Below are 22,845 nucleotides of genomic sequence, written 5' to 3' on the forward strand. Positions count from 1 at the left end.
TCCGCCCTGACCCTACCCCGGCAGCAGATCGCCCAGTGCCGCCCCGACCGCCATCGGGACGAAAGCGACGATCACCTGCGAGAGCGCCACCGTCGGTGCCGCCCAGTCGACGCGCCCCCAGAGCGTCATCATGACGAGTGCGGTCAGCAGGGAGACGCCGATGACGCCCGCGAACCGGCGCGGGATGACGCCGAGGTACCACTTCGCCACCCGCACGTCCTGAAAGTCCGCGATGTAGATGATGCTCGCGACGACGCCGAGCCCGCCGACGAGGGTCGCCAGCAGGAAGAGCGGGCGGGTGGCGAGGAACTCGCCGACCTCCAGCGTCCCACCCTCGACGAGCATCGGAATGCCGAACACGAGCGCCCCGAGCAGTGACTCGGCGGCGTCCCCGCTGTCGAACCCGACCACGGTGCGGCCGAACACGGCCGGTTCCTCGACGGACTGTGCCGTCTCGATGGCTTCGCGCACCCGCTCGCGCTCGTCGGGGTCGTCGACGGTGTCCTCGAGTTCGTCGAGATCGTCGAGCAGGTCACCGAGCGTGGGCGGTCGCCTGTCGTCCCGGCCCCCGCTCATTCAGATGACGTCCTCGATGTCGTAGTCCTCGTCGTCGGCCACGTCCTTCGGCTCGCCGCCCTCCCAGACGTAGAAGCCGCGGCCGACCTTCTTCCCGATGTTGCCCTGTTCGACCTTTCTGCGCAGTATTTCGGGCGGCTCGAAGCGGTCCCCGAGTTCCTCGTGGAGGTACTCCAGGATATCGAGGCGCACGTCCAGTCCCACACGGTCGGTGAGTTCGAGCGGTCCCACGGGATGGTTGTAGCCGAGTTCCATCGACGCGTCGATGTCCTCGACGCTCGCGACGCCCTGTTCGACCATCCGCATCGCCTCGACGCCGAGCGCCAGCCCGAGCCGCGAGGACGCGAACCCGGGGGCGTCCTGCACGACGACGGCCGTCTTCTCGAGGTCCGCGACGAACTCCTCGGCGAACTCGGCGGTCTCGTCGCTCGTCTGCTCGGCGAGGACGACCTCGACGAGCTTCATCTTGTGTGGGGGGTTGAAGAAGTGGAGCCCGACGGCGCGTTCGGGGTGTTTCAGCGCCGTCGCGATGGCCGTCACCGACAGCGAGGAGGTGTTGGTGGCGATGACCGCCTCCTCGTCGACGAACTCCTCGATGTCAGCGAGCAGTTCCCGCTTGTTCTCGAGGTCCTCGGGGATGGCCTCGACGACGAGATCGGCGCTCGAGACGGCCGATTCGAGGTCCGTCGTCCCGTCGAGTTGGTCGAGTGCGGTGTCGGCCTGGGACTGGGAGAGCGCGCCGCGGTCCACACCCGAGCCGAGTCGCGTGCTGATCGTGTCGATGGCGTCCATCACGATGTTCGGTTCGAGGTCGCGGAGATTGACGCTGTGGCCGGCCGCCGCGGACACGTGGGCGATCCCGATTCCCATCGTCCCGGCACCGATAACTGCGACTTCCATGCCCGTTACCCCGCGGTCCTGGCGGTTAAAACTTCCAGGTGTTACACACCGCGACCGGCCAGCGGCGCCAGAGCGACCGTGAGAGACACGGCGACCGTCGAGTCAGGCCGACGCGGCCTCGCGCATCTCCTCCGGGGCGTCGACCTCGAACAGCCGCGCGTCGCAGTCCTCGCAGGTCACGGCGACGACGGGAACGCGCCGACAGCAGGACTCGACGACCTCCTGCCCGAAACGCACGTCGCCGTCGCAGGCCGGACACCGTTCGATGAACAGGCGGAGGCCGGCGAGCAACTGGCCGCGAGCGGCGGGACTCGCCGACGCCCACCCGTCGTAATACTCGGGGAGCAGGTCGCCGCCGGCCGCGTCGGCCAGGAACGCGGCCCGCGATTCCCAGCGCCCCAGTCGCCGGTTCTCGTGTTTCGCGACGAACGATACCTCGCCGAACTCCTCGAACGTGATCGTTTCGGGGTCGACGCCGACGATTTCGGCGAGCATCTCGCGCTCCGTGCCCGCTTCCCGCTGATCCTCGATTCGCCGTCGCCACTCGGTCGCGAACGCGTCCGTCAGTCCGAGGTCGCCGTGGGGCTGTTCTTCGAGAACGCCGGCCTCCCAGAGCGCGGCCTCGACGTCGACCGATTCGGCCGGTCCCTCGCCGGCCGACCTCGGCGCCTTCCCGAACGCCGCGAGTACGCGGTCGGGGAGGTACCGTTTCGTCAGTTCGGGCGTCCCGGGAACGAGGTAGCCACGGAGCGTGATGGCGGCCACGCTCGCCGCGAAGACGACGCCGCCGACCGCCCCGCCGACCACGAGTCCGCCGGGGACGGACGCCAGCCAACCCGCGAACAGCGACGCGACGGCCGCGATGACGAGATTCGCCGCGGTACAGGGAACACAGCGGTTCTCGCCCGTGTACTCCGGCCGTCGGACCCGGTCGACGATCCCCTCGATCCGCGCATCTACCATACCCGCCCCATCCGCGCTCGCCGTCATCAGGGTTTCGGCGCGGAGCGAGCGCGGTGTGGGCACGGACGGCTACGAATCCCGGACCGAACATTGAACGCGTCTGGGACCCAAGCCACGACCGACATGCTGCTCGAACTGGCGGTCTTTCTCGTGCTGGTCGTGATCCCGGTCGCGATCAACATCCGGGAGGTCCCCGCCCGACTCCGCGACCTCCGGGCCGGTGTCCGCGGCCTGCTCTACGTCCCGGCCGTCGTCGTGGTGCTGTTCGCCGTCGCCATCGGAGCCTGGCTCCTCGCGCGTGAGATCACCGTCCTCCAGTGGGGCTGGCTCGGGCAGAACATCATCGCGGCCCCGATCTCGGACCTCCTGCCCGCCGGGGGCAGTGGTGGCGGTTCGCCGGGCGGTGGCCCCACACCGGGCTCCGGTGGCGACGTCGGCGTCGGGCAGGAACTCGGCGCGGGGCTGACGCTTTCGATCTTCGTGCCCATCATGATCCTCGCACTCCTGCTGTTCAACTTCTACGAGGAAGCGTACTACCGCGACTCGCTCCGCGAGGTCGTCGTCTGGGCCGCGCTGCACCTCGTGATGGGAATCCCGATTTTCGCCGTCATCCCCATCTTCGCGGTCGGGCTGGTGTACAAACTGATCAGGGACCGCCGCGGCCTGCAGACGGCCTACGTGGCCCACTTCGCGACGAACCTGACGCTCATCCTCCTGATGGTGGGAGCGATCCTGGCCGGCCCCCCCGTCTGAGGCGGGACGGTCAGCTCCGCGTCTCGCGAACGTGTTCGACGGCGTCGGCGAACCGGTCGTCGTCTTCGAGGGCCGCGAGGACACCGACCTCGTCGATGTCGAGGGCGTAGGCCGGTCGCCCCTTCCCGGTCGGTGACTTGGTCTTCTGTTTGTCGAGCAGGTCGGCTTCTTCGAGTTCGGTCAGTGCCGTGATCGTCCGCTGGCGGGTGATCCCCCCGGGGAGCACCGCGGCCAGTTCGTCGAACTCGTCGAGCATGTCCTCACAGACGCGAGTCACGTCGAAGGAGTGTGCCGGGACGTCTTCGCGGTGTCGCAACTCGATGACCGAGAGCAAAACGAACCGGTGAAGCGGGTCGACGGCCTCCAGGTCTGCATTCGCCATCCTTATCGGTGTTATTGGGGTCTCCCGACAAGAGCGTACTGGTCCGGCACGGACCGCGAACCTTTACCGCCGTGGCAGGAAACACGGGAGACATGACCGACGACGCCTGGTTCGCTGGCCTGGACCCGGACGACGACGCGGCCGCGAGGGGGCGCATCAGGGACGCGCGTGCCGAGGAGCCGGCCGACTGGCCGGCCGCGGCCGTCGACGCGGGCTACGCCACCGACACCGAGGACTACTACGACCGGCTCCACGCGACGACGGTCGACGCCGCCCGGGCGGCCGCCGCCGAGGCTGCGGGGGCACTCGACCAGCAGCTCGTTCACGCCATTCGCGCGATGGACGACGCCCGGCGACAGGCGAACGAACTCGCCGAGCGCGTCGCCGAGTGGGGTGGCTCCAGGGAGACCGACGGCGGTACCGGCCTCGCGTACGCCCGAGACGTCGCTGCACGGGACCCTTCGACGGCCGCCGACCGGCGACTGGTGAGCCTCGCCCGTCGCGCCGTCGCACTGGACGAGGAGGCCGACGACCTGCGTGCGTTCGTCGAGCGGACCGCGGCGGACGTGGCGCCGAACCTCTCGATGCTCGCGGGACCCGTACTGGCCGCCCGCCTGATCGCGCTGGCTGGGGGCCTCGGCGACCTGGCGAAGAAACCGAGCGGCACCGTCCAGGTCCTCGGCGCCGAAGACGCCCTCTTTGCACACCTCAGCGGCTCCGCGCCGTCGCCGAAACACGGCGTCATCTTCACGCACGAGGCGGTCCGGGGCACCCGCCGCGAGGACCGCGGCTCCGCGGCCCGGGCGCTCGCCGGGAAACTCACCATCGCCGCACGAGTCGACCACTACAGCGGCGACCGGCGGCCGGAACTGCAGGCCGAACTCGACGAGCGCATCGAGGCGATTCAGGCCCGTGCCGACGACGACGCGTCGGCGGCAGCTGGAGACACGGCAGCGGAAGACGACAGTCGTGGCGACGGAGGGGATGACGATGCGTGACCTGCCGACGGGCGTCGAGCGCCGCGACTTCGACGGCGAGACGGCGCTGGCGACGGCGGGCGAGCCGGTCTACGGCGAGCCGACGGACGAGGGGTGGCGCCGCTGGGACCCACACCGGTCGAAGCTCGGGGCGATGCTCGCGAGCGGAATGGACACCGGTCTCGACGGGGGGGAGACGGTGCTCTATCTCGGTGCCGCGGCGGGGACGACGGCCAGCCACGTCGCGGACTTCGCGGGGCCCACCTACGCCGTGGAGTTCGCGGCCCGGCCGATGCGGGACCTCGTGACCGTCGCGGAGGGGCGCCCGCGGCTGTTCCCCCTGCTGAAGGACGCACGGAAACCCGAGACCTACGCGCACGTCGTCGAGCCGGTCGACGCCATCGTCCAGGACGTGGCGACCCGGGGGCAGGCGGACGTCGCGCTGGCGAACCGCGAGTTCCTGCGAGCGAACGGCCGCCTGTTGCTGGCGGTCAAGGCCCGCAGCGAGGACGTGACCGACGAACCGGCGGCAGTCTTCGATGACGCGCTCGCGACGCTGCGCGATGGGTACGATGTGCTGGAACACGAGCGGCTGGAGCCGTACCACGCCGACCACCTCGGGGTCGTCGCCCGGCCGCGGTAAGCGGGTCGAGCGGTGGCGATGCGGTGGCGGCGCGAGCGGGATTCCTGGGGGTAAGGGGAACGTTTTAGCCGGGGGACGACCAACCGGCGGGCGATGGACGAGCGGGGTTCCGCCGACGCGTTCGCGCGGATGGGCACTCTCGGTATCGAGGAGGAATTTTACGTCGTCGACGAGGACGGGCGTCCGACCAGTGGCACCGACACCCTCGTCTACGGGAGCGAGCCGCCCGAGATTCTCGACGGGCGCCTCGACCACGAACTGTTCAAGTGCGTCATCGAGACGCAGACGCCGACGATCAGCGCCGACGACCTCGACGAGGCCCGCGAACAGCTCCTCGCGGTCCGGGAGGCGCTCGTCGACCACGCCGAGACACACGGCTACGGCATCGCGGCGGCGGGCCTGCACCCGGCCGCGAAGTGGCAGGAGCTCGAACACGCCGAGAAGCCCCGCTACCGGGCGCAACTTGACCGCATCCAGTACCCACAGCACCGCAACACGACGGCGGGACTGCACGTCCACGTCGGCGTCGACGACGCGGACAAGGCAGTCTGGATCGCGAACGAGATTCGCTGGCATCTCTCGGTCGTCCTCGCGCTGTCGGCGAACTCGCCGTACTGGAACCGCATGGACACCGGCCTCCAGTCCGCCCGGGCGAAGATTTTCGAGGCACTGCCCAATACGGGCGTGCCGACCGCTTTCGACGACTTCGACGACTTCGACGACTTCGAGCGGACGATGGTCGAGAACGACTCCATCGACGACCGGGGCGAACTCTGGTACGACGTGCGCCCCCACACCGGACTCGGGACGGTGGAGGTGCGGACCCCCGACGGACAGGCCGACCCCGACCGCGTGTTGGCCTTCGTCGAGTACGTCCACGCGCTCGTGACCGACCTCGGCGCTCGCTACGAGGACGGGGAGAGCGGGCGCCGTCACCGCCGGGAACTGCTCGACGAAAACAAGTGGCGCGCGCTCAGGTACGGGCAGGAGACGGCCCTGCTCGACCGCGAGATGGACGACACCGTGGACCTGGGCGAACTCGTCGACCGTGAGTGCGAGCGGCTGGGCGTCGACGGCATCCGGGACGTGTACGACGCCGAGAGCGGTGCCGAGAAGCAGCGCAGACTCCACGAGGAAGCGGGGATGGACACCGTCTGTGCCGCCCTTCGGCTGTAGCCAAGGATTTTTACCCGGGCCTATCCTTCCGTCGTTCTAGAGAGGACGTATGTCTACTGACAACGGGAGTGAGGAGCACGAGGAGTCGAGTGAGGTGGAAATTGCCGAGGACGACGAGGGCGTCCGAGACCGCCTCGGCGAGGAGGCCGACCGCGCGGTCGAGCGGTTCGACGAGAGCATCGTCGACCTCTTGTCCTGGATTCTCGACACGGAAACGCGAGCGCGAATCTACGTCTATCTGCGACAGAACCCCCACAGCACGAGCGACGAGATCGCCGAGGGGACGGGGCTGTACCCGAGCACCGTCCGCGAGGCGCTGGCGGAACTCCACGAGGAGGAGAAAGTCGAGCGTCGGAAACGGCAAAGCGGGGGCGCGGGCAACAACCCGTACGAGTACACGGCGATCGCGCCGAGCGACCTCGTCTCCGGAATCGCCGGCGACGTGCAGTCCGAGCTCAACACCGTCTTCAACCTCGACGACCACCTCAACGGCGAGAACGGGGACGACGAGGGCGAGGGCGAAGAGGCGGCGACCGCAGCGGACCACGAGCCCGTGACGATCACGGTCGACGAGGAATCCACCGACGGGGAGCCGTCCGACGAGGAGTGACCGGCCGTCCGTCGAGGGCCCGCCTCGTCTCTCCCCCGAGCACGTCCCCACTTACCGCTTGAGGCGCGCGACCGCGTCCTCGTCGCGCCCCTCGATCTCGACCAGGCCGTCGTCCGCGAGGTCGGCGAGCAGTCCCCGGAGCCACTCGCGCCCGTACTCGCCGTCGGGGACGTAGTCGACGCGGACTTTCGGCCCGAGTTCGTCCAGTCGGAGTCCGTCACGGTCCGAGAGCGCGTCGACGACGCGGCCGCGCATCTGTCGCCGACTCCCCTCGAAGGCGGGCTGGGTCGGCACGTCCGGGGCGGTGAAATCCCCCGTCTCGTAGGCCCGACACCACCGCCGCCAGGGACAGCCCGCCTCGTCGCAGGCCGGCGTCTTCTCGCAGGCTACCCCGCCGAGTTCCATGATGGCGTTGTTCCAGACGCGGGACCGGCCCTCGGGCATGAGTGTCGCGGCGGCACGCTCGAAGGCAGCGTCGTCGTCGGGCACGCCGAAGGCGCGGTGGAGGACGCGTTTGACGTTCGTATCCACCACGGCGTCGCCGTTATTGAACGCGAAGGAGGCGACGGCGTTTGCGGTGTAGGGGCCGACGCCCATCAACTCCGACAGTCCCTCGGGGTCGCGGGGGAACGTGCCGTCGAACTCCCCCTGGACCTGCCGGGCGGCCTCGTGGAGGTACTTCGCGCGGTTGTTGTACCCGAGGCTGTGGCTCGTCCAGAACCCGACCACGTCGGCACGGTCGGCGGCGGCGAGATCGGCGGCCGTCGGCCACCGGTCGAGGAAGGCTTCCCAGGCCTCGACGACACGCCCGAGCTGGGTCTGCTGGCTCATGACCTCCGAGACCAGAATCTCGTAGGGGTCGTCGGTCTCCCGCCACGGGAACGCGCGGTGGTCGTCCTCGTACCACTCGACCAGCGCCTCCCGGACGGCATCGATGTCGACTGCGGCGAACGGGTCGGCCCCCTCGTCGGTCATCGGCCCACGGTAGGGACGACCGTCGCTTGTGGATGACGGTTCCGGTCGCCTGTGACAACCGAGTTGTACTATCCGATGGTTTTTCACGCTGGCGCGTCCACGGCAACGTATGGCGTTCACCGACGACCTCCGGGAGACCGCCGATCCGGTCTGGGAGGCGATTCACGACCACCCGATGGTTCGGGGCATCGGCGACGGGACGCTGGACGAGGAGCCGTTCCGCTACTGGGTGCGACAGGACTACGTGTATCTCGTCGAGTACGGGCGCGTGTTCGCTCACGGCGCGGCGAAAGCGCCGACGCTGGAGCGGATCGGCACGTTCGCGGAGTTGCTCGACGAGACCATCAACACCGAGATGGACCTCCACCGGTCGTACGCCGCCGACTTCGGCATCAGCGAGGAAGCGCTGGAGGCGACGGAGCCGTCGCCGACGACGCGAGCCTACACCGACTTCCTCGTGCGCGTCGCCGCGACTGGGACGTTCGGCGACCTCGTCGCCGCTCTGCTCCCCTGTATGTGGGGCTTCAACGAGACCGGGAACCGGCTGGCGGAGCAGGGTCTCCCGGACCACGACGGGTACGCCGACTGGATCGAGATGTACTCGAGCGAGGATTTCACCGACCTGGCGGCGTGGTGCCGGGACCTCATGGACGACCTGGCGGCCGACGCCTCCACCGCCGAGCGCGACCGCTACGAGCGGCTGTTCGTCACCTCCTCGCGGTACGAGTACATGTTCTGGGACGCGGCCTGGCGACAGGAGGTGTGGCCGGTATGAGCGCCGACACCTTCGAGGCGGCCGAGCACGCGCGGTTCACGGGATGGCTCCGGGAGCGCAGCGAGCCGGACTGGACCGCCGCGACCGAACACGACTTCACCGACCGGCTCGCGGCCGGCACCCTGAGCGAGGACGCCTTCGCCACGTATCTGGTGCAGGACATCCAGTTCGTCGAGGCCCTGACGAGCGTGATCGGCCACGCCGCGGGGCAGGCCCACTCGACGGACGCGGCCGTCACGCTCGCGGAGTTCCTGACGCTCGTCGGGACCGACGAGACCGACTACTTCGAGCGGGCCTTCGACGCGCTGGACGTGCCCGCGGCCGAGCGGACCGACCCGGACCGCTGGCCGGTCACGGAGCAGTTCGCGGACCTCCTCGGTCGAGCGGCCCGCGAAGGTGGGTACGCCGAGACGCTGTCGGTGCTGGTGCCCGTCGAGTGGGTGTACCTGGAGTGGGGCGAGCGCGCGGCCGACGGGGACCGACCGGACGCGTTCTACTTCGACGAGTGGATCGACCTCCACGCCGGCGAGGGGTTCCGCGAGACCGTCGCCTTCCTCCGGGAGGAACTGGACGCCGTCGGGCCGGACCTGTCCCCGCGCCGCCAGGCCCGCGTCGCCCGGCACTTCGAGCGCGCGGTCGAACTGGAGGTCGCGTTCTTCGACGCCGCCGCCGAGTAGGCCGGCGACGAGGCGAAAGTCGTTTTCGGGACGCGCCCGTCCGGACGAGCATGAGCCTGGAGACCCTCGAAGACGACCTCGGCGAGACGTTCGACGACCTGGACGGGTCACTCGCCGTCGACCTCGACCGGGAGACGCGCAACGAACTCGCCATGCTGTCGACGGTGCTGGAGCCGGACGACCCGGACGAACTCGTCCGCCGCGGCATCCACATGCTCTTCCAGACGGCCGTCGAGACCGGCAACCTCGATTTCCACCTCCGGAGCCAGTACGACGTGACCTACGACGAGTATCTGTCGGGCATGACCTTCGACGAGATGACCGGCGGGGGGCAGTTCCCACAGCAACAACAAAACGACGACCGCCGGTACCAGTTCTAGGCGAGCAGGAGAAGCGTGACGACCGTCGAGCCTGCCAGCAGCGCGCCGCTCCAGAGTGCGACGCGCGTAGCGAACGTCCGGTTCGGGCTGGCAACCGTGAGCCCCGCTTTCACGACGATGCTCGCGCCGGTCGCGAGCAACACGGCGAGGACGGCCTCCGCCGACGCGATATCGCCGGCCCGGTAGAGCAGGACCGCGGAGGTGGTCGCGCCGGCGCGGGAGACGAGGCCGGAGAGCGCGGCCGTCGCGTAGAACCCGGCGGTGCCAAGGGCCTGCTGTGCGAGACTCCCGGCGACGACGACCAGCAGGAACACGCCACCGAAGGTCAGCGCCCGCCGCAGGGAGAAGGGGCTGGCGAGGTTCATGTCGACAGTTTCCGACCAGTCGGCGGTGGCGGCGGCGACGAGGACGCTCCCGAGGATGACCGCGCCGAGCGGGACGACCGCCCCGACCAGAAGGCCGGTCCGGAACGTGAACACGAGCGCGATGACGAGGTTCCGGAGCGCCATCGCGGCGTCCGCGAGCAGGACCGCGGCGACCGCGTAGCTGGTCGCGGACGGGCGCTGACGGACGTGATCGAGCATCGTCCCGACGACGGCCGTCGAGGAAGCGAGGCCACCGAAAAACCCCGTGACAGCGATGCCGCGACCGCCGTAGGTCTGGACGATAGCGTAGTTGACGATGCCGATGCCGGCGACCGTCACCACCAGCAACCAGACGACCCGGGGTTCCAGCTAAACGGTACCGGCTGCGGCGCCCGCGGTGACAGACCCGGCGGGCAAGAGCGGGTAGATCACGAACGCGAGGATGGCGAACTCGCTTGCCGACCGGAGCTCCGCCCGCGTGAGCCCGCCGGCGAAGTCGTGGAGTTCCCGTTTGAGGACCAACAACAACGAGGACCCGACGGTGACCGTGACGCCTTCCAGAATCAGGCCGGCGGCCACGAGCGCCCCGACACCGTAGGCGACGAGCATCGAGATGGACGTGGTGAGCGACAGCCCTCCCTCCTGCAGGACCCCCTCGATAGCCAACAGTGTTCCCTGGACGACGACCAGAAGCGCCCCGACGACGAGCAGGGCCTCGTTCCCGATGACGGTAAACACCGCGCCGGCGAGCGAGATCAGGGAGAACGTCCTGATACCCGCGGACTTCTGTGACCACTCCCGTTCGAGCCCCAAAAAGAGCCCCAGCGCGCCGGCGAGTACGAGCCGTGTCACTGCCGCGTCGAGCGATCCGGGGACCGTCGCCGCGGCCGGATCCATCCTATATAGTACTTTATAGAGCAATATAAATAATTCGGGCGCACCCGTACTCGGCCGCGAGAGGCGAATTGACGGCAGTTCTGGTATGTGATTCGGAATCGTCGACGCGGCAGACGGCTCCGGAAGCGTCAGCCGGCACCCCGGAGTCTTAATATGGGGGCGTTTACATTGTGGTGACATGTCTCGGCCTGAGATCGACCGCGTCCGCGCCGCGTGGTGGGCGACGGCGGCCGTGTTGTTCGCGGTCGTGGGTTTCGTCGTCTACTCGTTCATCGGGACCTTCGTGTTCGGAATCTTCATTTACTACGCCACGCGCCCGGCGTTCAATCGTATTTACCGTCGACTCCCGAAACGAACCATCGTCGGGCGTGACCCGCGCCGGACGATCGCCGCGCTACTCGCCCTGCTGGTCCTGGCGGTGCCGGCCATCGCCCTCCTGGGGTACACCGTCGCCATCGCGTTACAGGAGGCCGCGAACCTCCAGCAGGTCGACCTGGGGCCGCTCGAAGGCCTCATCACCCCGTACGTGAACATCTCGGAGATCGTCGAAAACCCCGCGGAGATCCTCAAGCAAAACGGCGGCGTCGAGGCGATCCAGCGCACCGGGACGGCAGCACTCGGGTATCTCGGCATTCTCGGCACCGGCCTCCTGCACCTGTTCGTCATGTTCGCGCTCGCGTTCTACCTCCTCCGGGACGGCCCGAAGTTCTCGCGGTGGGCGCTCCGCTACGGCGACGAACAGGGCGTTCTGCGGTCCTACGCGCGCGCCGTGGACGCCGACTTCAGGAGCATCTTCTTCGGAAACATCCTCAACGCCATCATCACCGGTGCTATCGGTTCGATCTCCTACAGCCTGCTGAATCTGACCGCGCCAGCCGGGCTGGCGATCCCGTATCCCGCGCTCACGGGACTGCTCGCCGGGGCCGCGAGCCTGATCCCGGTCGTCGGTATGAAACTGGTGTACGTCCCGGTCCTGGGATATCTCGGGTTCAAGGCCGCGCTCAGCGGGACGGGGTTCTCCTTCGTCTTTCTCTTTTTCGTCGTGTCGTTCGTCATCGTCGACTCGGTGCCGGACTTCTTCCTCCGACCGTACGTCTCGGGCCGGAACCTCCACGTCGGGATGGTGATGTTCGCCTACATCCTCGGTCCCCTGCTGTTTGGCTGGTACGGCATCTTCCTCGGCCCAATGATCCTCGTGCTCGTCATGCACTTCGCCCGGATTATCCTCCCGGAGCTGTTGACCAGAAATCAGGTCCGGCCCGTCGCGGTCGACCCGGGAACACTGATCGGCGAGAAAGCCCCGCCACCGCCCGACGACGGCGACGTTGCGGTGGGCGGGGGTGAGTCAGCCCCAGGCGGCCCGCCCGGAGAGGACACGACGCCCGAGGACTGACCTCACTCCAGTCGTTCGCCGTCCCGCGGGCAGTACTCGTAGGCCTCTTGCCGGGTGCGGAAGCCACAGGCGGGACACCGCCGGACCGAGCGGCTCTCGCGGTTCCTGAACAGGAAGGGGACGAACGGAAGAAAAACGAGAAAGACCGGGAACCCGAAGTACTGCCACACGGCGATACTGAGGCCGACACTGACGACGAGTCCCACCACCGCCGTCGCCAGCCGTGCGCGCACCGTTACAGGTCGACGTACTGTTCTTCCCAGTCGCGGCGCGCCTCGATCTCACGACGACCCCGCCGGGTCAGACTGTAGAAGTTCGTCCGACGGTCACGTTGCCCCTTCTCGACCAGCCCTTTGTCGACGAGCGTATCGAGGTTGGGGTAGAGTCGACCGTGGTGAATCTCCTTCTCGTAGTAGTCCTCCAGTTCCTCCTTGATCGCGAGCCCGTGTGGCTCGTCCCTCCCTGCGATGACATACAGCAAGTCCCGCTGGAACCCTGTCAGGTCGTACATCGGTAATGTCTACATGTTAGTTACTGTCGGAATCTCATAAATATATCGACTTTCCACCCGTCCTCCGCCCCGATGGGCCGGATAGCCCCTCGATCCGGTCGTATCACCTGTTCAAGAATGCGTCCCTAGATGTCGAACATGATTCAACAGCGTGCTGTCAATTCTGCGGCAGCGCGACGGGTGTGTCGCCGTGACAATCGTCCTTTATTACGTTCGGGTACCTGATTCAAGGTATGCCCGAAGAAGTTCTCTTCGAGACCGAGCGGATGCAGAGCAGAAACGAGGTCGCGTCGTACCTCCGAACCGTCGCGGACAAACTCGACGGGACGGAGTCGATCACGCTAAACGCCGGGAGCCAATCGGTGACGGTCGACCCCCCGTCGCAGGTGGAGTTCGAGGTGAAAGTGGAACGCGAGGGGCCGACCGACGGCACCGGCGAGCTCAGTATCGAGTTCGAGCTCGAGTGGGACGAAAACGCGAGCGGCGAGGTCGGTTCGCTCTCCATCGAGTAGTCACTCAGTATCGTTGTTTCCGAATGGAAAGCAGATCACGCGGGGTGAAAATACCCGCGTGATCGCTTGCCGCCCTGAATTGGTCCCCGCTGACGCTTCGGCCCTCCAAGCGAAGCGTCACCTGAAACAAGCAGCCAGGATTACTTAAACTTACCGGCACCGCCAACACTGTCTGGCGATTCGAGATTCGTGGATGAACGCTCACTGCTGAGCGGAAATAGGTAGGAGTAATCGAATTACGGCCGATACTGCTGGACGATCAGATGTATTCCTCTTCGAGGGCCCACCCCAGCGCCCGCTTGTAGTACGTGAACATCTGTCTGACACCCTGGTGGTTCATATTCTCGTCGTCGAGTTGCTCTTTCAGGAACTCGTACTGCTCGCGGATTTCCTCTTCGTCTCGCATAGGTACACGTTAGGAGATGTGCGGGAAGTATTTTGACACTCGACTCGGTGCGGACGAGTTTAGTCCGCGGAGCCGGTACCCGGTGTATGAAGATTCGCGGGGACCGCGAGTGCAAGGCGTGTGGAACCCGGTGGTCCTACTACGACACCGGGAGTGTCGCCTGTCCGGAGTGTGGGAGCCTCCAGAGCATCGGCGTCGACGACCGGAAAGAACACACGACAGCACCGATCGAGCTCGATCTCACGTGCATCAGGTCGCGGGTCGGCGACGAACCGCTGTGGGAACTGGCCGACGAGGCGGCGACGGTCGCCGGGGAGTACGTCCGCCGACAGGGGTTCATCGACGCGGGCGACCTGCAACCGCTCGACGAGACGTACCTCGCGGCGACCGAACTCAGACACGCCGCCCGTTTGTTCGACCAGTCGCTGCGAGCGGACAGCGACGAGGAGTACTACCTACTGAGCCTACTGCGCGGTGCCGACCAGGGCGACCGTCCGTCGGTCGAGGAAGTCCCGGAGTCGGTGCGGACGGCGCGCGGACTCGCCTACGCCCGCGCAGTGGACGACTACTGCCGTGATCTGCGGACCGCGTTCGAGGGCGACCCTGATCCAGCGGTTGCCGACCTTCTCTCGATGCTCGGCGAACACCGCAAGCGGATACAGGCTCTCGACGGTGACGTCCCGGTATCAGACGCCGAGGCACTCGTCAAGACGGCCAGGGCACTCGGGCGCGGCGTAATCGACGACGACGAGAATGCGTTGGCGGAGGCGCGGGCTATGCTCGATGGCCTCGGCCCCTGACGGGCCACGGACCGCCAGCGATTCGGCAGTTTCTCCCGTCGCCTGGAAGACGTGTCCTGCATGAACACGACCACCGACGCCGAGTCGGCGGGCCCGCTGGACGGCCTCCGCATCGTCGACTTCTCGGGCATGATCGCTGGCGGCTACGCGACGATGACACTCGCCGACTTCGGCGCCGACGTCGTCGCCGTTGAACATCCCGACGGACACGACCCCGTGCGGGACTGGACGCCGATCGAGGACGGAACGAGTCTCTGGTGGAAGTCCCTCGGGCGCAACAAACGATGCGTGACGCTCGATCTCAAGCGCGACGAAGGGAAGGCCCTCGCGCTGGAACTGCTCGCGGACGCCGACGCAGTAGTCGAGAACTTCCGTCCCGGGACGCTCGAAGGCTGGAATCTCGGCCCCGACCGGCTCCGGGAGGCGAACGAGGAACTGATCGTCGTCCGCATTTCGGGGTACGGACAGACCGGCCCGAAGGCCGAACGGCCGGGCTTCGGGACTGCCGCCGAGGCGCTGTCCGGGTTCGCCCACGTCAACGGTTTCACGGACCGGGAACCGCTCCTTCCGCCCATCGCACTCGCCGATATGGCCGCTGGAATGACCGCCGTCCAGGCCCTGCTGATGGCGCTCTTCGAGCGAGACGTAACCGGAAGCGGCGAGGGACAGGTCGTCGACGTGAGCCTCCTCGAATCGTTGTTCCGCTTCTTCCCGGCAGCGGTGACGAAGTACGACCGGACTGGCGAGACCGGGGAACGCCTGGGGAACCGCCACGAGAACGCCGCGCCCCGAAACGTCTACGAGACCGCCGACGGCTACGTCGCGCTCTCGGCGTCCCAGCAGTCCATCTTCGAGAACCTCGCGGCGATCATCGGCCACCCGGAACTGGTCGCGGACCCTCGCTTCGCGGACAACGCCGCTCGTGTCGAACACGCCGAGGAACTCGACGGCTACATCGCCCCCTGGATCGCCGAGCGCACGACTGACGAGGTGCTCGACGAGCTACGCGCTGGCGACGCCGTCGTCGCCCCGATCTACGACATCGGCGACATCCTCGCGGACGACCACTACCAGGCCCGTGGCGCGTTCGTCGAGGTCGACGACGCGGACCTCGGGCCGACGAAGACGAGCGCGACGTTTCCGAGGTTCTCGCGGACGCCCGGCTCCGTCGACGGCCTCGGACCCCGACACGGCGAACACAACAGAAACGTCTACGTCGGTGAGGTCGGGCTCGACGAGGAAACGTTCGCCGACCTCCGGGACAGTGGCGTGATTTGATGACGCAGGGGCTGACGGGGCTGGGCCTGTTCGTGCACGCTGGCGAACAGCCGAGGCGTGGGGACACGCGGCGCGGCGCCTCGGGCTTTCGCCCCGACCGTGCCGGGCGACTCGTCAGGGCACGGCCGCGACTGGTCCCGTCACCGCTTATAAGGGTTCGGCTGGAGAGTTCGCGACGATCACGTCGCGGTCGACGGTCTCGGCGGGCACCTCGTCGGCCCAGACGACGCGCTCGATTCCCTCGTCCGCGAGGCCAGGGTCGTCCGTGAGCGCCGTCGTCGTCGCGGTTGCGGTGTAGTGGGCGAAGTAGAAACTGACCTCGTCGTCGCTCTCCGCGTCGACGAACGTGACTTCGGTCGCCGCGACAGGGTCCTCGACCGTGGCGTCGACGCCGGTCTCCTCGCGGACCTCGCGGACGAGCGCCTCTGCGTGGGACTCACCGGCCTCGACCTCGCCGCCCGGTGCGAGCCAGCGGCCCCCCTCCTTCACGAGGAGGATACGACCGTGCGCGTCGGTGACGACGCCGCCGACCGCCCAGGTCAACCCCGCATCGATGTCCGTGCGCGTGTCGGCGAACGCGTCGGGACCGACCTCGTGGACGGTCTCGCGGCGCTCGACGCCGGGCCGACGGGCCAGGTCCTCGAACGTCGGGTCGGTCATTCAGGGGAGGGAGACGTCGACGTCCGCCTGCAGTCCCGCAGCCTTGACCGTGTTGTAGAGGAGCATCGCACGGGTCATCGGCCCGACGCCGCCGGGAACGGGCGTGATGGCACCGGCTTTCGCCTTCGCGCTCTCGAAGTCCACGTCGCCGACCAGTTCGTACCCCTTCTCGGTGTCTGCCTCCACGCGGTTGATCCCGACGTCGATGACCGTCACACCCTCGGAGAGCATCGATCCATCGATCATCTCGGGGACGCCGGCGGCAGCCACGACGATATCCGCCGCGCCGGTCTTGGCCGCGAGGTCCGCCGTCCGGGAGTGACACACCGTGACCGTCGCGTTGCCACCCTCGGCCTTCTGGAACAGGAGGTTCGCCATCGGCTTCCCGACGATGTCCGACCGGCCGACAACGACTGCGTCGGCGCCTTCGGTCTCGACGTCCGCGGCCGCCAGGACCTTCTGGACGCCGTGGGGCGTACAGGGTTTGTACCGGGCGTTGCCGGCGACGAGACGGCCGACGTTCTCCGGGTGGAAGCCGTCGACGTCCTTCATGGGGTCGATCCGCCTGAGAACCCGCCGGTCGTCGACGTGGTCCGGCACCGGCATCTGGACGAGAATCCCGTTCACATCGGGGTCGGCGTTCAGGTCGTCGATGGTCTCGAAGAGCCGGTCGGCTGGGGCGTCCGGATCGAGTTCGATGTCCCGGGCCTCGATGCCGACCTCCTCGCAGTCCTGCTGTTTCATCGAGACGTACGTCTCGCTGGCCGGGTCGTCGCTCATCAGTACCGTCGCGAGCGTCGGCGTGACGCCGGCAGCGGCGAGCGTGTCGATACAGCCGCCGAGGTCGTCCCGGACCGATTCGGCGACCGCATTTCCGTCGATGACGTCGGTCATTAGGCATAGCCGGGACTGCGACGGTCTTGAACGCACGGATTCGCGACGACCACGACACGATAGTTCCGAGAATGCTATCATGATAGTGTCCGTGTTTCCACCGAGCTATCCATATCGCAATCAGCCATTTGCTGGATGGTCCACTCTGCCGAAATACGATGGGCGTCGGCACGGCGAGTGTTGCGGGCGGAGGTAGGGCGGTCCGACCGACGGGACCGTCAGCCGCCGGCGACCGACCCGGAGTGGTAGATCATGAGTAGTGAACGGCGAGAAACCTTCCTCAGTACGATGCTGTGGCCACAGTCACGAATGTTCAAGAATGCACTGGCGCTGTCACAGGCGACTATGTCCGCCTTCAGCACGGCGTCCCAACCGACCGGCACCGACACCGGAACCGACGAGCGACGAACCGGCGAGGACATTTCAGCCGGCGAGGACCGCCCCGGCTGGGAAACGGAACTGACTGTCGAGGACGCCACGGAACTCGGCGTGGGCGACGAGGTACGGTTCACGAAGTCGGTGGACGATGCGGACGTCCGTCGGTTTGCGGCCGCCAGCGGGGATACGAACCCCATTCACCTCGACGAGGCGGCAGCGAGTGAGACGCGTTTCGGCGGTCGAATCGCGCACGGGACACTCGTCGGCGGCCTCATCAGTGCCGCGCTCGCGCGCCTGCCGGGGACGGTCGTCTACCTCTCCCAGGACATGGAGTTTCTGGCCCCGGTCGAACTGGACTCGGAGCTGACCGCGACCTGCCGGATCGTCGAGGACCTCGGGGACAGCCAGTTCCGGCTGACGACCGTCATCGAGAGCGACGGCGAGACCTGTATCGACGGCGAGGCGGTTGTCCTGATCGAGGGCTGACGACGAACCGTGACGAACTCGAAGACCTGCGCCAGGTGTGGCGAGGAGTTCGACGCCAGCGAGTGGTACCCGACGGCCGCGCGCCACGACGGGGAGAGCGTCGAGCTCTTCGTCTTCTGTTCCCCGGAGTGCCGCGACGCCTGGGAAGCGGCCGACGGCACCGATTAGCGGCCGAACCCGAGTGATTGGACCGGACGGAGGCCGACGAGCGACGGGCTTTTGCCCCCCGGGAGCGAGGTATTCGACAACCGAGGGGTCGGGATGGAATCCACTGCAGACGTCCTCCTCGTCGCGACGCGGGGGGTACAGCACGCGACCGCGGCTGCCGGGGACGGCGGGACGGCCGAGTCCGTCGTCACGACCGGACAGGAGGGGCTCGATCGGCTCGCTTCGTCGCCCCCGGACTTCCTCGTCGTCGGTTCACAGCTCCCGGATATGTCGGTCGCGGCGTTCGTCGAGCAGGCCCGCGAGACGGCACCGGGGACGCCGGTAATCGTCATCAGCGAGGACGATCCGGAACGACTGAAAGACGCGGGCGCGGCTGCCGTCCTCGAACGCGGCGCGGCATCGGAACCCTGGCAACGGTACGACACCATCGTCAACACGGTTCGTGACGGTATCTACCAGTTCGACCGGGACGGCTGTTTCGTCGCCCTGAACGACGCAATCGAGGACATCAGTGGCTACAGCCGCGACGAACTGCTCGGCGAGCACGTCTCGACGATCATCGACGAGGACGACCTGCACAAAGGGAGCCAGCTCGTGCAGGACCTCGTCGAGGAAGACACCGAGTCGGTGGTGACGATGGAACTGACCGTCGAGCGGGCGGACGGGACGACGGTGCCCTGCGAGAGCCGGATCGCCCCCCTGTTCGTCGACGACGAGTTCGTGGGCACCGTCGGCGTCGTCAGGGACATCTCCGACAGGAAAGAGCGCGAACGACAGTTCCAGCAGGAGCGGGATCTCCGCGAGCAACTGCTCAATACGAGCCCCATCGGGATCGGCGTCGTCGGTGCCGACGGCGAGATCCGGCGGGCGAACGAGCGGGCCGCCGACATCCTCGGGGTTCCGGAGACGGGATTGCAGGAGCGGGAGTACGACGACCCGGTCTGGTCCGTCTACGACGAGGACGGGAACCCGATCCCGACCGAAACGTTCCCGCCGTCGCAGGTGTTCGCGACCGGCGAGCCGGTGTACGACTGGGTGGCGCAGGTCGAACGACCGGACGACGAGCGGGTGTGGGTCCGGTTCAACGCCGCTCCGCTGTTCGCCGGCGACGACGCCGTCGAACGAGTCGTCCTCACGATGGAGGACGTCACCGAAGACCGGGAACGCGAGAGCGAACTCCGCGAACAGGCCGCGCTCCTGGAGGGCATCTTCAACGCCGTGCCCGACGTGATATACACGTTCGACGACGAGGGGAACTTCCTGCGCTGGAACGACCGGCTCGCCGAGGCGACGGGCTACACCGACGCGGAGATCGCCGAGATGGGGCCGCTCGATTTCGTCCCCGACGAGGACAAACCGGCCATCGAGGAGGCCATCGCCGACGTCATCAAGGACCGCTCGGTGAGCCACGTCGAGTCGGCGCTGCTCACCAAGGACGGCGAGCGGATTCCGTACGACTACAGCGGTGGCCCGGTGATCGGCGAGGACGGCGACGTGATCGCACTGACCGGCGTCGGCCGGGACGTGTCGGACCACGTGGAGCGCGAGCGACAGATCGACCGGCAGCGACGCCGGCTGGAGGAGTTGAACCGGATCAGCGCCGTCATCCGGGACATCGACCAGGCCCTGCTCGACGCGACGACCAGGGCGGAGGCCGAACAGGCGGTCTGTGACCGTCTCGCGACCGCCGACGCCTATCACTGCGCGACGCTGGGGGGGTTCGACGCCGACGGTCACTACACTACTCGCGTCAGTTCCGGGGTCGAGGCGGCGACCGTCGAGAGTCTCTTCCCCGCGCCGGGGAGCCCCGAAGCCATCGAAGCGGTCGAAACCGCCGAGAGCGCGGTCGCGTACGATTCGTCGGCCTCGGAGACGCTCCGCACCTGGCGGAGGGCGGGCTACGACGTCGAGTCCGTCGCCGCCATCCCGATAGTCTACGAGGGCACGACCTACGGGGTCGTGCACGTGTTCGCCGACCGGGGGTCGGCGTTCGACGAGCGCGAGCGGACCGTCCTCGAAGAACTCGGGGAGACCCTCGGCCACGCCATCGCGTCCATCGAGCGCGAGAAACGGGAGCGCATCCTCACGACGCTCCAGGCGTCGACGCGGGAGTTGATAAACGCGGAGACGAAGGCGGAAGTCAGCGAGCGGGTGGTCGACGCCGCGGGCGACGTGCTCGATGCGGGCGTCGGGATTTTCCTGTTCGATCCCGAAATCGGCAGACTGCGGGTCAGTGCCGCGACGCCGACCTTCGAGGAACTGTACGGCGAGTGGCCGCCCGACCTCGAGCGACGCGACGCGGCAGTCTGGACCGCGTTCCTCGACGACGAGACGCTCGCGTTCGACGACCGTGGCGAACCGTCCGAGTTCCACGACGCGGGCGCGGAGAGCGGGCTCGTCGTGCCGCTGGGCGATCACGGCGTATTCGCCGCCCTCTCGTCAGAAGAACGGGCGTTCGGGCCCGATATACGGCGGGTGCTCGACCTGTTCGCGGCGACGGCGGAGGCCACCCTCGACCGGGTCGAGGGCGAGCAGGAACTCCGCGAACAGGACCGGACCCTGAAGGAGCGCAACCGCCAGCTCACCCACCTCAAACGCATCAACGACATCATCCGTGAACTCGACCAGTCGGTCATCCAGGCCTCGACCCGAGAGGAGATCGAGCAGGCGGTGTGTGAGCACCTCGCAGGCTACGAACAGTTCGCGTTCGTCTGGATCGGGACCCAGGACTGGGCCGGCGAGTCGGTGGCACCGCGGACCTGGGCCGGTGACGACCACGGCTACCTCGACGCCGTCTCGCTGTCGATGGCCGAATCGAACTCCCTCCCGGCAGTTCGGACGCTGCAGACCGGCGCGGCGACTCACGTCGGGGACGCCGCGAAGGACCTCCGCTCGGGGTCCTGGCGGAAGGAGGCGCTGAAACGGGACTACCGTGCCGCCGTGAGCGTCCCGCTGATCTACGGCGAAGTCGTCTACGGGGCGCTCACGGTCTACGCGACCGACCCCGCGGCGCTGGACGAGATGTCCCGGACCGTCCTCGAAGAACTCGGGGAGACCCTCGGCCACGCCATCAACGCCATCAAAGCCCGCGAGGACCTTCTGACCGACCGCGCGGTCGAACTCGAACTGGAACTCGAGGACGAAGGCGTCTTCGGCCGCCTCGCCAGACAGGTGGGGTGTCGGCTTTCGATCACCGAACTCGTGCCGGGCGCGGGCGGGACGACGACGGTCTTTTTCACCGCCGACACGCCCGACTCCGAGCGGGTCCTCTCGGCTGCGTCGGACCTCGTCGCCGTCGACGACGTCTCGCTCCTGGCGGAGGGGAGCGAGGGGAGCAGGTTCCGGGCGATGGTCTCCGGCGAGACCGTGCCGGGAGCCCTGCTGGAGTGGGGGGCACGTCCGCGGACTATCGAGGTCGACGGGGACCGGACGCGGATCGTCGTCGGCCTCACCTCCGAATCGGACGTCCGCCCCCTGATCGAGAAGCTGGAGTCCCGGTACCCAGGAGTCGACCTCCTCGCCCGCCGGGACAACCCGACGCCGGAACTCACGACCGAGAGCCTGGTGAGCAAACTCGACGAGCGCCTCACCGACCGGCAGTTCGAGGTGCTGAAAACGGCGTTCATGAGCGGCTTCTTCGAGTCGCCCAAGGAACAGACCGGCCGCGAGATCGCGGCCTCGCTCGACATCACACAGCCGACTTTCAACCACCACCTCCGGGTGGCACAGCGGAAACTCCTCGAAACCGTCTTCGGGAACCGGTGAACGGCGGGGCGGTTCTATCATGATAGCTGTGCTCTCGCGGGGGAGTCCATCAAGACCGACATCAGAATCATTCGGAGAACGGTTGAACGGGATGTAGGGATGCCTCGGACGAACGCAGGGGACGAACAGGTGCAGGCGCCGAGTAGTGCCGCCCTCAGGGCGATTGCAGCGAAACGAGGGTGTGACCCGATGGAGTTGGAGACGCCGCTGTACGACGGAGTCGACCCGGACGCACTCGATGCCCTCCTCGGGCGCGACGACGCGAACCACGACGTTTACGTCGGCTTCACGCTCGACGGCAACGGCGTCCAGGTCCACGGTGACGGGACGGTCTACATCGACGGCGAGCGGTTCGACCCGGCGAGCGGGACGTTCGTCGAACCATGAGCGACCCCGCCGACGGGCGCGTCGACGAGCCGACGGTCACGCTCGAATCGATCCACCTGGGCGACGAGACCGTCGTCATGCTCACGCAGACCGACAACGAACGGGCCTGGATGCAGTCCGACACCGTCGTCACGGTCGACCCCTGACGCCGGCCGTCG

General features: G+C 67.7%; 27 protein-coding genes and 1 pseudogene. 17 read left to right on the forward strand and 11 right to left on the reverse strand.

What is annotated here, in order from left to right:
* Positions 1–12 precede the first annotated feature (12 nt).
* The 3 genes from MUG96_RS12235 to MUG96_RS12245 form a co-directional block, all read right to left on the reverse strand.
* Entirely contained in the window at positions 13–576 is a 564-nt protein-coding gene (locus MUG96_RS12235; RefSeq protein ID WP_246983188.1) for a DUF2391 family protein, read from the reverse strand.
* The gene (locus tag MUG96_RS12240; protein WP_246983190.1) at positions 577–1,476 is read right to left on the reverse strand and encodes a 3-hydroxyacyl-CoA dehydrogenase family protein; all 900 of its coding nucleotides are present in this window, start codon (positions 1,474–1,476) and stop codon (positions 577–579) included.
* A gap of 102 nt (positions 1,477–1,578) precedes the next feature.
* Positions 1,579–2,439 (reverse strand): DUF8054 domain-containing protein, encoded by an 861-nt coding sequence (locus MUG96_RS12245; RefSeq protein ID WP_246983192.1) that lies wholly within the window; start codon positions 2,437–2,439, stop codon positions 1,579–1,581.
* 123 nt (positions 2,440–2,562) lie between these two features.
* On the opposite strand from MUG96_RS12245, the gene MUG96_RS12250 reads away from it, so the two are divergent.
* Positions 2,563–3,192: a hypothetical protein gene (locus MUG96_RS12250; protein ID WP_246983194.1), complete on the forward strand. Its 630-nt coding sequence runs from the start codon at positions 2,563–2,565 to the stop codon at positions 3,190–3,192.
* A 10-nt stretch (positions 3,193–3,202) separates the two neighbouring features.
* Here the strand turns inward: MUG96_RS12250 and MUG96_RS12255 are convergent, their stop codons facing one another.
* Entirely contained in the window at positions 3,203–3,574 is a 372-nt protein-coding gene (locus MUG96_RS12255) for a hypothetical protein (protein WP_246983195.1), read from the reverse strand.
* A gap of 92 nt (positions 3,575–3,666) precedes the next feature.
* Here MUG96_RS12255 and MUG96_RS12260 point away from each other — a divergent pair, with 92 nt between their 5' ends.
* From MUG96_RS12260 to MUG96_RS12275, 4 genes are all read left to right on the forward strand, one after another.
* Positions 3,667–4,572 carry an NOP5/NOP56 family protein gene (locus tag MUG96_RS12260; protein ID WP_246983196.1) on the forward strand — a complete coding sequence of 302 codons (906 nt, stop codon included), beginning with the start codon at positions 3,667–3,669 and terminating at the stop codon, positions 4,570–4,572.
* The gene (locus MUG96_RS12265) at positions 4,559–5,194 is read left to right on the forward strand and encodes a fibrillarin-like rRNA/tRNA 2'-O-methyltransferase (protein ID WP_373222113.1); all 636 of its coding nucleotides are present in this window, start codon (positions 4,559–4,561) and stop codon (positions 5,192–5,194) included. Before MUG96_RS12260 ends, MUG96_RS12265 begins: the two co-directional genes overlap by 14 nt.
* 93 nt (positions 5,195–5,287) lie before the next feature.
* Positions 5,288–6,370, forward strand: a complete 1,083-nt coding sequence (locus MUG96_RS12270; RefSeq protein ID WP_246983198.1) for a glutamate--cysteine ligase — start codon at positions 5,288–5,290, stop codon at positions 6,368–6,370.
* A gap of 49 nt (positions 6,371–6,419) precedes the next feature.
* Positions 6,420–6,980, forward strand: coding sequence for a winged helix-turn-helix domain-containing protein (locus MUG96_RS12275; RefSeq protein ID WP_246983199.1), 561 nt, complete (start codon positions 6,420–6,422; stop codon positions 6,978–6,980).
* A gap of 51 nt (positions 6,981–7,031) precedes the next feature.
* On the opposite strand, the gene MUG96_RS12280 is transcribed toward MUG96_RS12275, so the two are convergent.
* Positions 7,032–7,955, reverse strand: coding sequence for an HhH-GPD family protein (locus MUG96_RS12280; RefSeq protein WP_246983200.1), 924 nt, complete (start codon positions 7,953–7,955; stop codon positions 7,032–7,034).
* 109 nt (positions 7,956–8,064) lie between these two features.
* On the opposite strand from MUG96_RS12280, the gene tenA reads away from it, so the two are divergent.
* Genes tenA through MUG96_RS12295 form a run of 3 tightly spaced genes read left to right on the forward strand, consistent with a single transcriptional unit; the run spans position 8,065 to position 9,787 of the window.
* Positions 8,065–8,730 carry a thiaminase II gene (tenA, locus tag MUG96_RS12285; RefSeq protein WP_246983201.1) on the forward strand — a complete coding sequence of 222 codons (666 nt, stop codon included), beginning with the start codon at positions 8,065–8,067 and terminating at the stop codon, positions 8,728–8,730.
* Positions 8,727–9,407, forward strand: a complete 681-nt coding sequence (locus MUG96_RS12290) for a TenA family protein (protein WP_246983203.1) — start codon at positions 8,727–8,729, stop codon at positions 9,405–9,407. The genes tenA and MUG96_RS12290 overlap by 4 nt, the downstream gene beginning before the upstream one ends.
* A 50-nt stretch (positions 9,408–9,457) precedes the next feature.
* A complete protein-coding gene (locus MUG96_RS12295) occupies positions 9,458–9,787 on the forward strand; it encodes a ribbon-helix-helix protein (RefSeq protein ID WP_246983205.1) in 330 nt (109 codons plus the stop codon).
* On the opposite strand, the pseudogene MUG96_RS12300 reads toward MUG96_RS12295, so the two are convergent.
* A pseudogene (locus MUG96_RS12300) lies at positions 9,784–11,049 on the reverse strand (MgtC/SapB family protein). The gene MUG96_RS12295 and the pseudogene MUG96_RS12300 overlap by 4 nt on opposite strands.
* A gap of 178 nt (positions 11,050–11,227) precedes the next feature.
* Between MUG96_RS12300 and MUG96_RS12305 the strand changes: the two are divergent.
* Positions 11,228–12,442, forward strand: coding sequence for an AI-2E family transporter (locus MUG96_RS12305; RefSeq protein ID WP_246983207.1), 1,215 nt, complete (start codon positions 11,228–11,230; stop codon positions 12,440–12,442).
* Between the two features lie 2 nt (positions 12,443–12,444).
* Here the strand turns inward: MUG96_RS12305 and MUG96_RS12310 are convergent, their stop codons facing one another.
* Positions 12,445–12,675 carry a hypothetical protein gene (locus MUG96_RS12310; protein WP_246983208.1) on the reverse strand — a complete coding sequence of 77 codons (231 nt, stop codon included), beginning with the start codon at positions 12,673–12,675 and terminating at the stop codon, positions 12,445–12,447.
* A 2-nt stretch (positions 12,676–12,677) separates the two neighbouring features.
* Complete coding sequence (locus tag MUG96_RS12315; protein ID WP_246983210.1) at positions 12,678–12,953, reverse strand: PadR family transcriptional regulator; 276 nt, start codon at positions 12,951–12,953, stop codon at positions 12,678–12,680.
* Positions 12,954–13,186: 233 nt separating this feature from the next.
* On the opposite strand from MUG96_RS12315, the gene MUG96_RS12320 reads away from it, so the two are divergent.
* Positions 13,187–13,465, forward strand: a complete 279-nt coding sequence (locus MUG96_RS12320) for an amphi-Trp domain-containing protein (protein ID WP_246983213.1) — start codon at positions 13,187–13,189, stop codon at positions 13,463–13,465.
* A gap of 259 nt (positions 13,466–13,724) precedes the next feature.
* Here the strand turns inward: MUG96_RS12320 and MUG96_RS12325 are convergent, their stop codons facing one another.
* Complete coding sequence (locus MUG96_RS12325) at positions 13,725–13,871, reverse strand: DUF8555 family protein (protein ID WP_246983215.1); 147 nt, start codon at positions 13,869–13,871, stop codon at positions 13,725–13,727.
* 86 nt (positions 13,872–13,957) lie between these two features.
* Between MUG96_RS12325 and MUG96_RS12330 the strand changes: the two genes are divergently transcribed.
* A complete protein-coding gene (locus MUG96_RS12330; RefSeq protein ID WP_246983216.1) occupies positions 13,958–14,671 on the forward strand; it encodes a DUF7117 family protein in 714 nt (237 codons plus the stop codon).
* Positions 14,672–14,731: 60 nt separating this feature from the next.
* Positions 14,732–15,949 (forward strand): CaiB/BaiF CoA transferase family protein, encoded by a 1,218-nt coding sequence (locus MUG96_RS12335; RefSeq protein WP_246983218.1) that lies wholly within the window; start codon positions 14,732–14,734, stop codon positions 15,947–15,949.
* 147 nt (positions 15,950–16,096) lie between these two features.
* Here MUG96_RS12335 and MUG96_RS12340 read toward each other — a convergent pair whose 3' ends face one another.
* On the reverse strand, positions 16,097–16,609 hold the full coding sequence (locus MUG96_RS12340) for an NUDIX hydrolase (RefSeq protein ID WP_246983220.1): 513 nt from the start codon (positions 16,607–16,609) through the stop codon (positions 16,097–16,099).
* Positions 16,610–17,503, reverse strand: a complete 894-nt coding sequence (locus MUG96_RS12345; RefSeq protein WP_246983222.1) for a bifunctional methylenetetrahydrofolate dehydrogenase/methenyltetrahydrofolate cyclohydrolase — start codon at positions 17,501–17,503, stop codon at positions 16,610–16,612.
* A gap of 252 nt (positions 17,504–17,755) precedes the next feature.
* Between MUG96_RS12345 and MUG96_RS12350 the strand changes: the two genes are divergently transcribed.
* The 5 genes from MUG96_RS12350 to MUG96_RS12370 all read left to right on the forward strand — a co-directional run bounded on the left by MUG96_RS12350 (position 17,756) and on the right by MUG96_RS12370 (position 22,833).
* A complete protein-coding gene (locus tag MUG96_RS12350; protein ID WP_246983224.1) occupies positions 17,756–18,367 on the forward strand; it encodes a MaoC family dehydratase in 612 nt (203 codons plus the stop codon).
* Positions 18,368–18,376: 9 nt separating this feature from the next.
* The gene (locus MUG96_RS12355) at positions 18,377–18,535 is read left to right on the forward strand and encodes a DUF7576 family protein (RefSeq protein WP_246983226.1); all 159 of its coding nucleotides are present in this window, start codon (positions 18,377–18,379) and stop codon (positions 18,533–18,535) included.
* A 93-nt stretch (positions 18,536–18,628) separates the two neighbouring features.
* Positions 18,629–22,300, forward strand: a complete 3,672-nt coding sequence (locus MUG96_RS12360; RefSeq protein ID WP_246983228.1) for a PAS domain S-box protein — start codon at positions 18,629–18,631, stop codon at positions 22,298–22,300.
* A 99-nt stretch (positions 22,301–22,399) separates the two neighbouring features.
* A complete protein-coding gene (locus tag MUG96_RS12365) occupies positions 22,400–22,687 on the forward strand; it encodes a HalOD1 output domain-containing protein (RefSeq protein ID WP_256465383.1) in 288 nt (95 codons plus the stop codon).
* On the forward strand, positions 22,684–22,833 hold the full coding sequence (locus MUG96_RS12370) for a hypothetical protein (RefSeq protein WP_246983230.1): 150 nt from the start codon (positions 22,684–22,686) through the stop codon (positions 22,831–22,833). Before MUG96_RS12365 ends, MUG96_RS12370 begins: the two co-directional genes overlap by 4 nt.
* The last annotated feature ends 12 nt before the right edge of the window (positions 22,834–22,845 follow it).

This window comes from Halorientalis marina, from assembly GCF_023028345.1.
GTDB classification, from domain to species: Archaea; Halobacteriota; Halobacteria; order Halobacteriales; family Haloarculaceae; genus Halorientalis; species Halorientalis marina.

Excerpts from the sequence above, each read along its gene's own strand:
- MUG96_RS12330 (WP_246983216.1), top strand. The coding sequence starts at position 13,958 with ATGAAGATTCGCGGGGACCGCGAGTGCAAGGCGTGTGGAACCCGGTGG.
- MUG96_RS12350 (WP_246983224.1), top strand. The coding sequence starts at position 17,756 with ATGAGTAGTGAACGGCGAGAAACCTTCCTCAGTACGATGCTGTGGCCA.
- MUG96_RS12270 (WP_246983198.1), top strand. The coding sequence starts at position 5,288 with ATGGACGAGCGGGGTTCCGCCGACGCGTTCGCGCGGATGGGCACTCTC.
- MUG96_RS12280 (WP_246983200.1), bottom strand. The coding sequence starts at position 7,955 with ATGACCGACGAGGGGGCCGACCCGTTCGCCGCAGTCGACATCGATGCC.
- MUG96_RS12240 (WP_246983190.1), bottom strand. The coding sequence starts at position 1,476 with ATGGAAGTCGCAGTTATCGGTGCCGGGACGATGGGAATCGGGATCGCC.
- MUG96_RS12360 (WP_246983228.1), top strand. The coding sequence starts at position 18,629 with ATGGAATCCACTGCAGACGTCCTCCTCGTCGCGACGCGGGGGGTACAG.
- MUG96_RS12260 (WP_246983196.1), top strand. The coding sequence starts at position 3,667 with ATGACCGACGACGCCTGGTTCGCTGGCCTGGACCCGGACGACGACGCG.
- MUG96_RS12290 (WP_246983203.1), top strand. The coding sequence starts at position 8,727 with ATGAGCGCCGACACCTTCGAGGCGGCCGAGCACGCGCGGTTCACGGGA.
- MUG96_RS12340 (WP_246983220.1), bottom strand. The coding sequence starts at position 16,609 with ATGACCGACCCGACGTTCGAGGACCTGGCCCGTCGGCCCGGCGTCGAG.
- MUG96_RS12295 (WP_246983205.1), top strand. The coding sequence starts at position 9,458 with ATGAGCCTGGAGACCCTCGAAGACGACCTCGGCGAGACGTTCGACGAC.
- tenA (WP_246983201.1), top strand. The coding sequence starts at position 8,065 with ATGGCGTTCACCGACGACCTCCGGGAGACCGCCGATCCGGTCTGGGAG.
- MUG96_RS12325 (WP_246983215.1), bottom strand. The coding sequence starts at position 13,871 with ATGCGAGACGAAGAGGAAATCCGCGAGCAGTACGAGTTCCTGAAAGAG.
- MUG96_RS12265 (WP_373222113.1), top strand. The coding sequence starts at position 4,559 with ATGACGATGCGTGACCTGCCGACGGGCGTCGAGCGCCGCGACTTCGAC.
- MUG96_RS12345 (WP_246983222.1), bottom strand. The coding sequence starts at position 17,503 with ATGACCGACGTCATCGACGGAAATGCGGTCGCCGAATCGGTCCGGGAC.
- MUG96_RS12275 (WP_246983199.1), top strand. The coding sequence starts at position 6,420 with ATGTCTACTGACAACGGGAGTGAGGAGCACGAGGAGTCGAGTGAGGTG.
- MUG96_RS12255 (WP_246983195.1), bottom strand. The coding sequence starts at position 3,574 with ATGGCGAATGCAGACCTGGAGGCCGTCGACCCGCTTCACCGGTTCGTT.
- MUG96_RS12250 (WP_246983194.1), top strand. The coding sequence starts at position 2,563 with ATGCTGCTCGAACTGGCGGTCTTTCTCGTGCTGGTCGTGATCCCGGTC.
- MUG96_RS12235 (WP_246983188.1), bottom strand. The coding sequence starts at position 576 with ATGAGCGGGGGCCGGGACGACAGGCGACCGCCCACGCTCGGTGACCTG.
- MUG96_RS12370 (WP_246983230.1), top strand. The coding sequence starts at position 22,684 with ATGAGCGACCCCGCCGACGGGCGCGTCGACGAGCCGACGGTCACGCTC.
- MUG96_RS12315 (WP_246983210.1), bottom strand. The coding sequence starts at position 12,953 with ATGTACGACCTGACAGGGTTCCAGCGGGACTTGCTGTATGTCATCGCA.
- MUG96_RS12305 (WP_246983207.1), top strand. The coding sequence starts at position 11,228 with ATGTCTCGGCCTGAGATCGACCGCGTCCGCGCCGCGTGGTGGGCGACG.
- MUG96_RS12320 (WP_246983213.1), top strand. The coding sequence starts at position 13,187 with ATGCCCGAAGAAGTTCTCTTCGAGACCGAGCGGATGCAGAGCAGAAAC.
- MUG96_RS12245 (WP_246983192.1), bottom strand. The coding sequence starts at position 2,439 with ATGGTAGATGCGCGGATCGAGGGGATCGTCGACCGGGTCCGACGGCCG.
- MUG96_RS12335 (WP_246983218.1), top strand. The coding sequence starts at position 14,732 with ATGAACACGACCACCGACGCCGAGTCGGCGGGCCCGCTGGACGGCCTC.
- MUG96_RS12365 (WP_256465383.1), top strand. The coding sequence starts at position 22,400 with ATGCCTCGGACGAACGCAGGGGACGAACAGGTGCAGGCGCCGAGTAGT.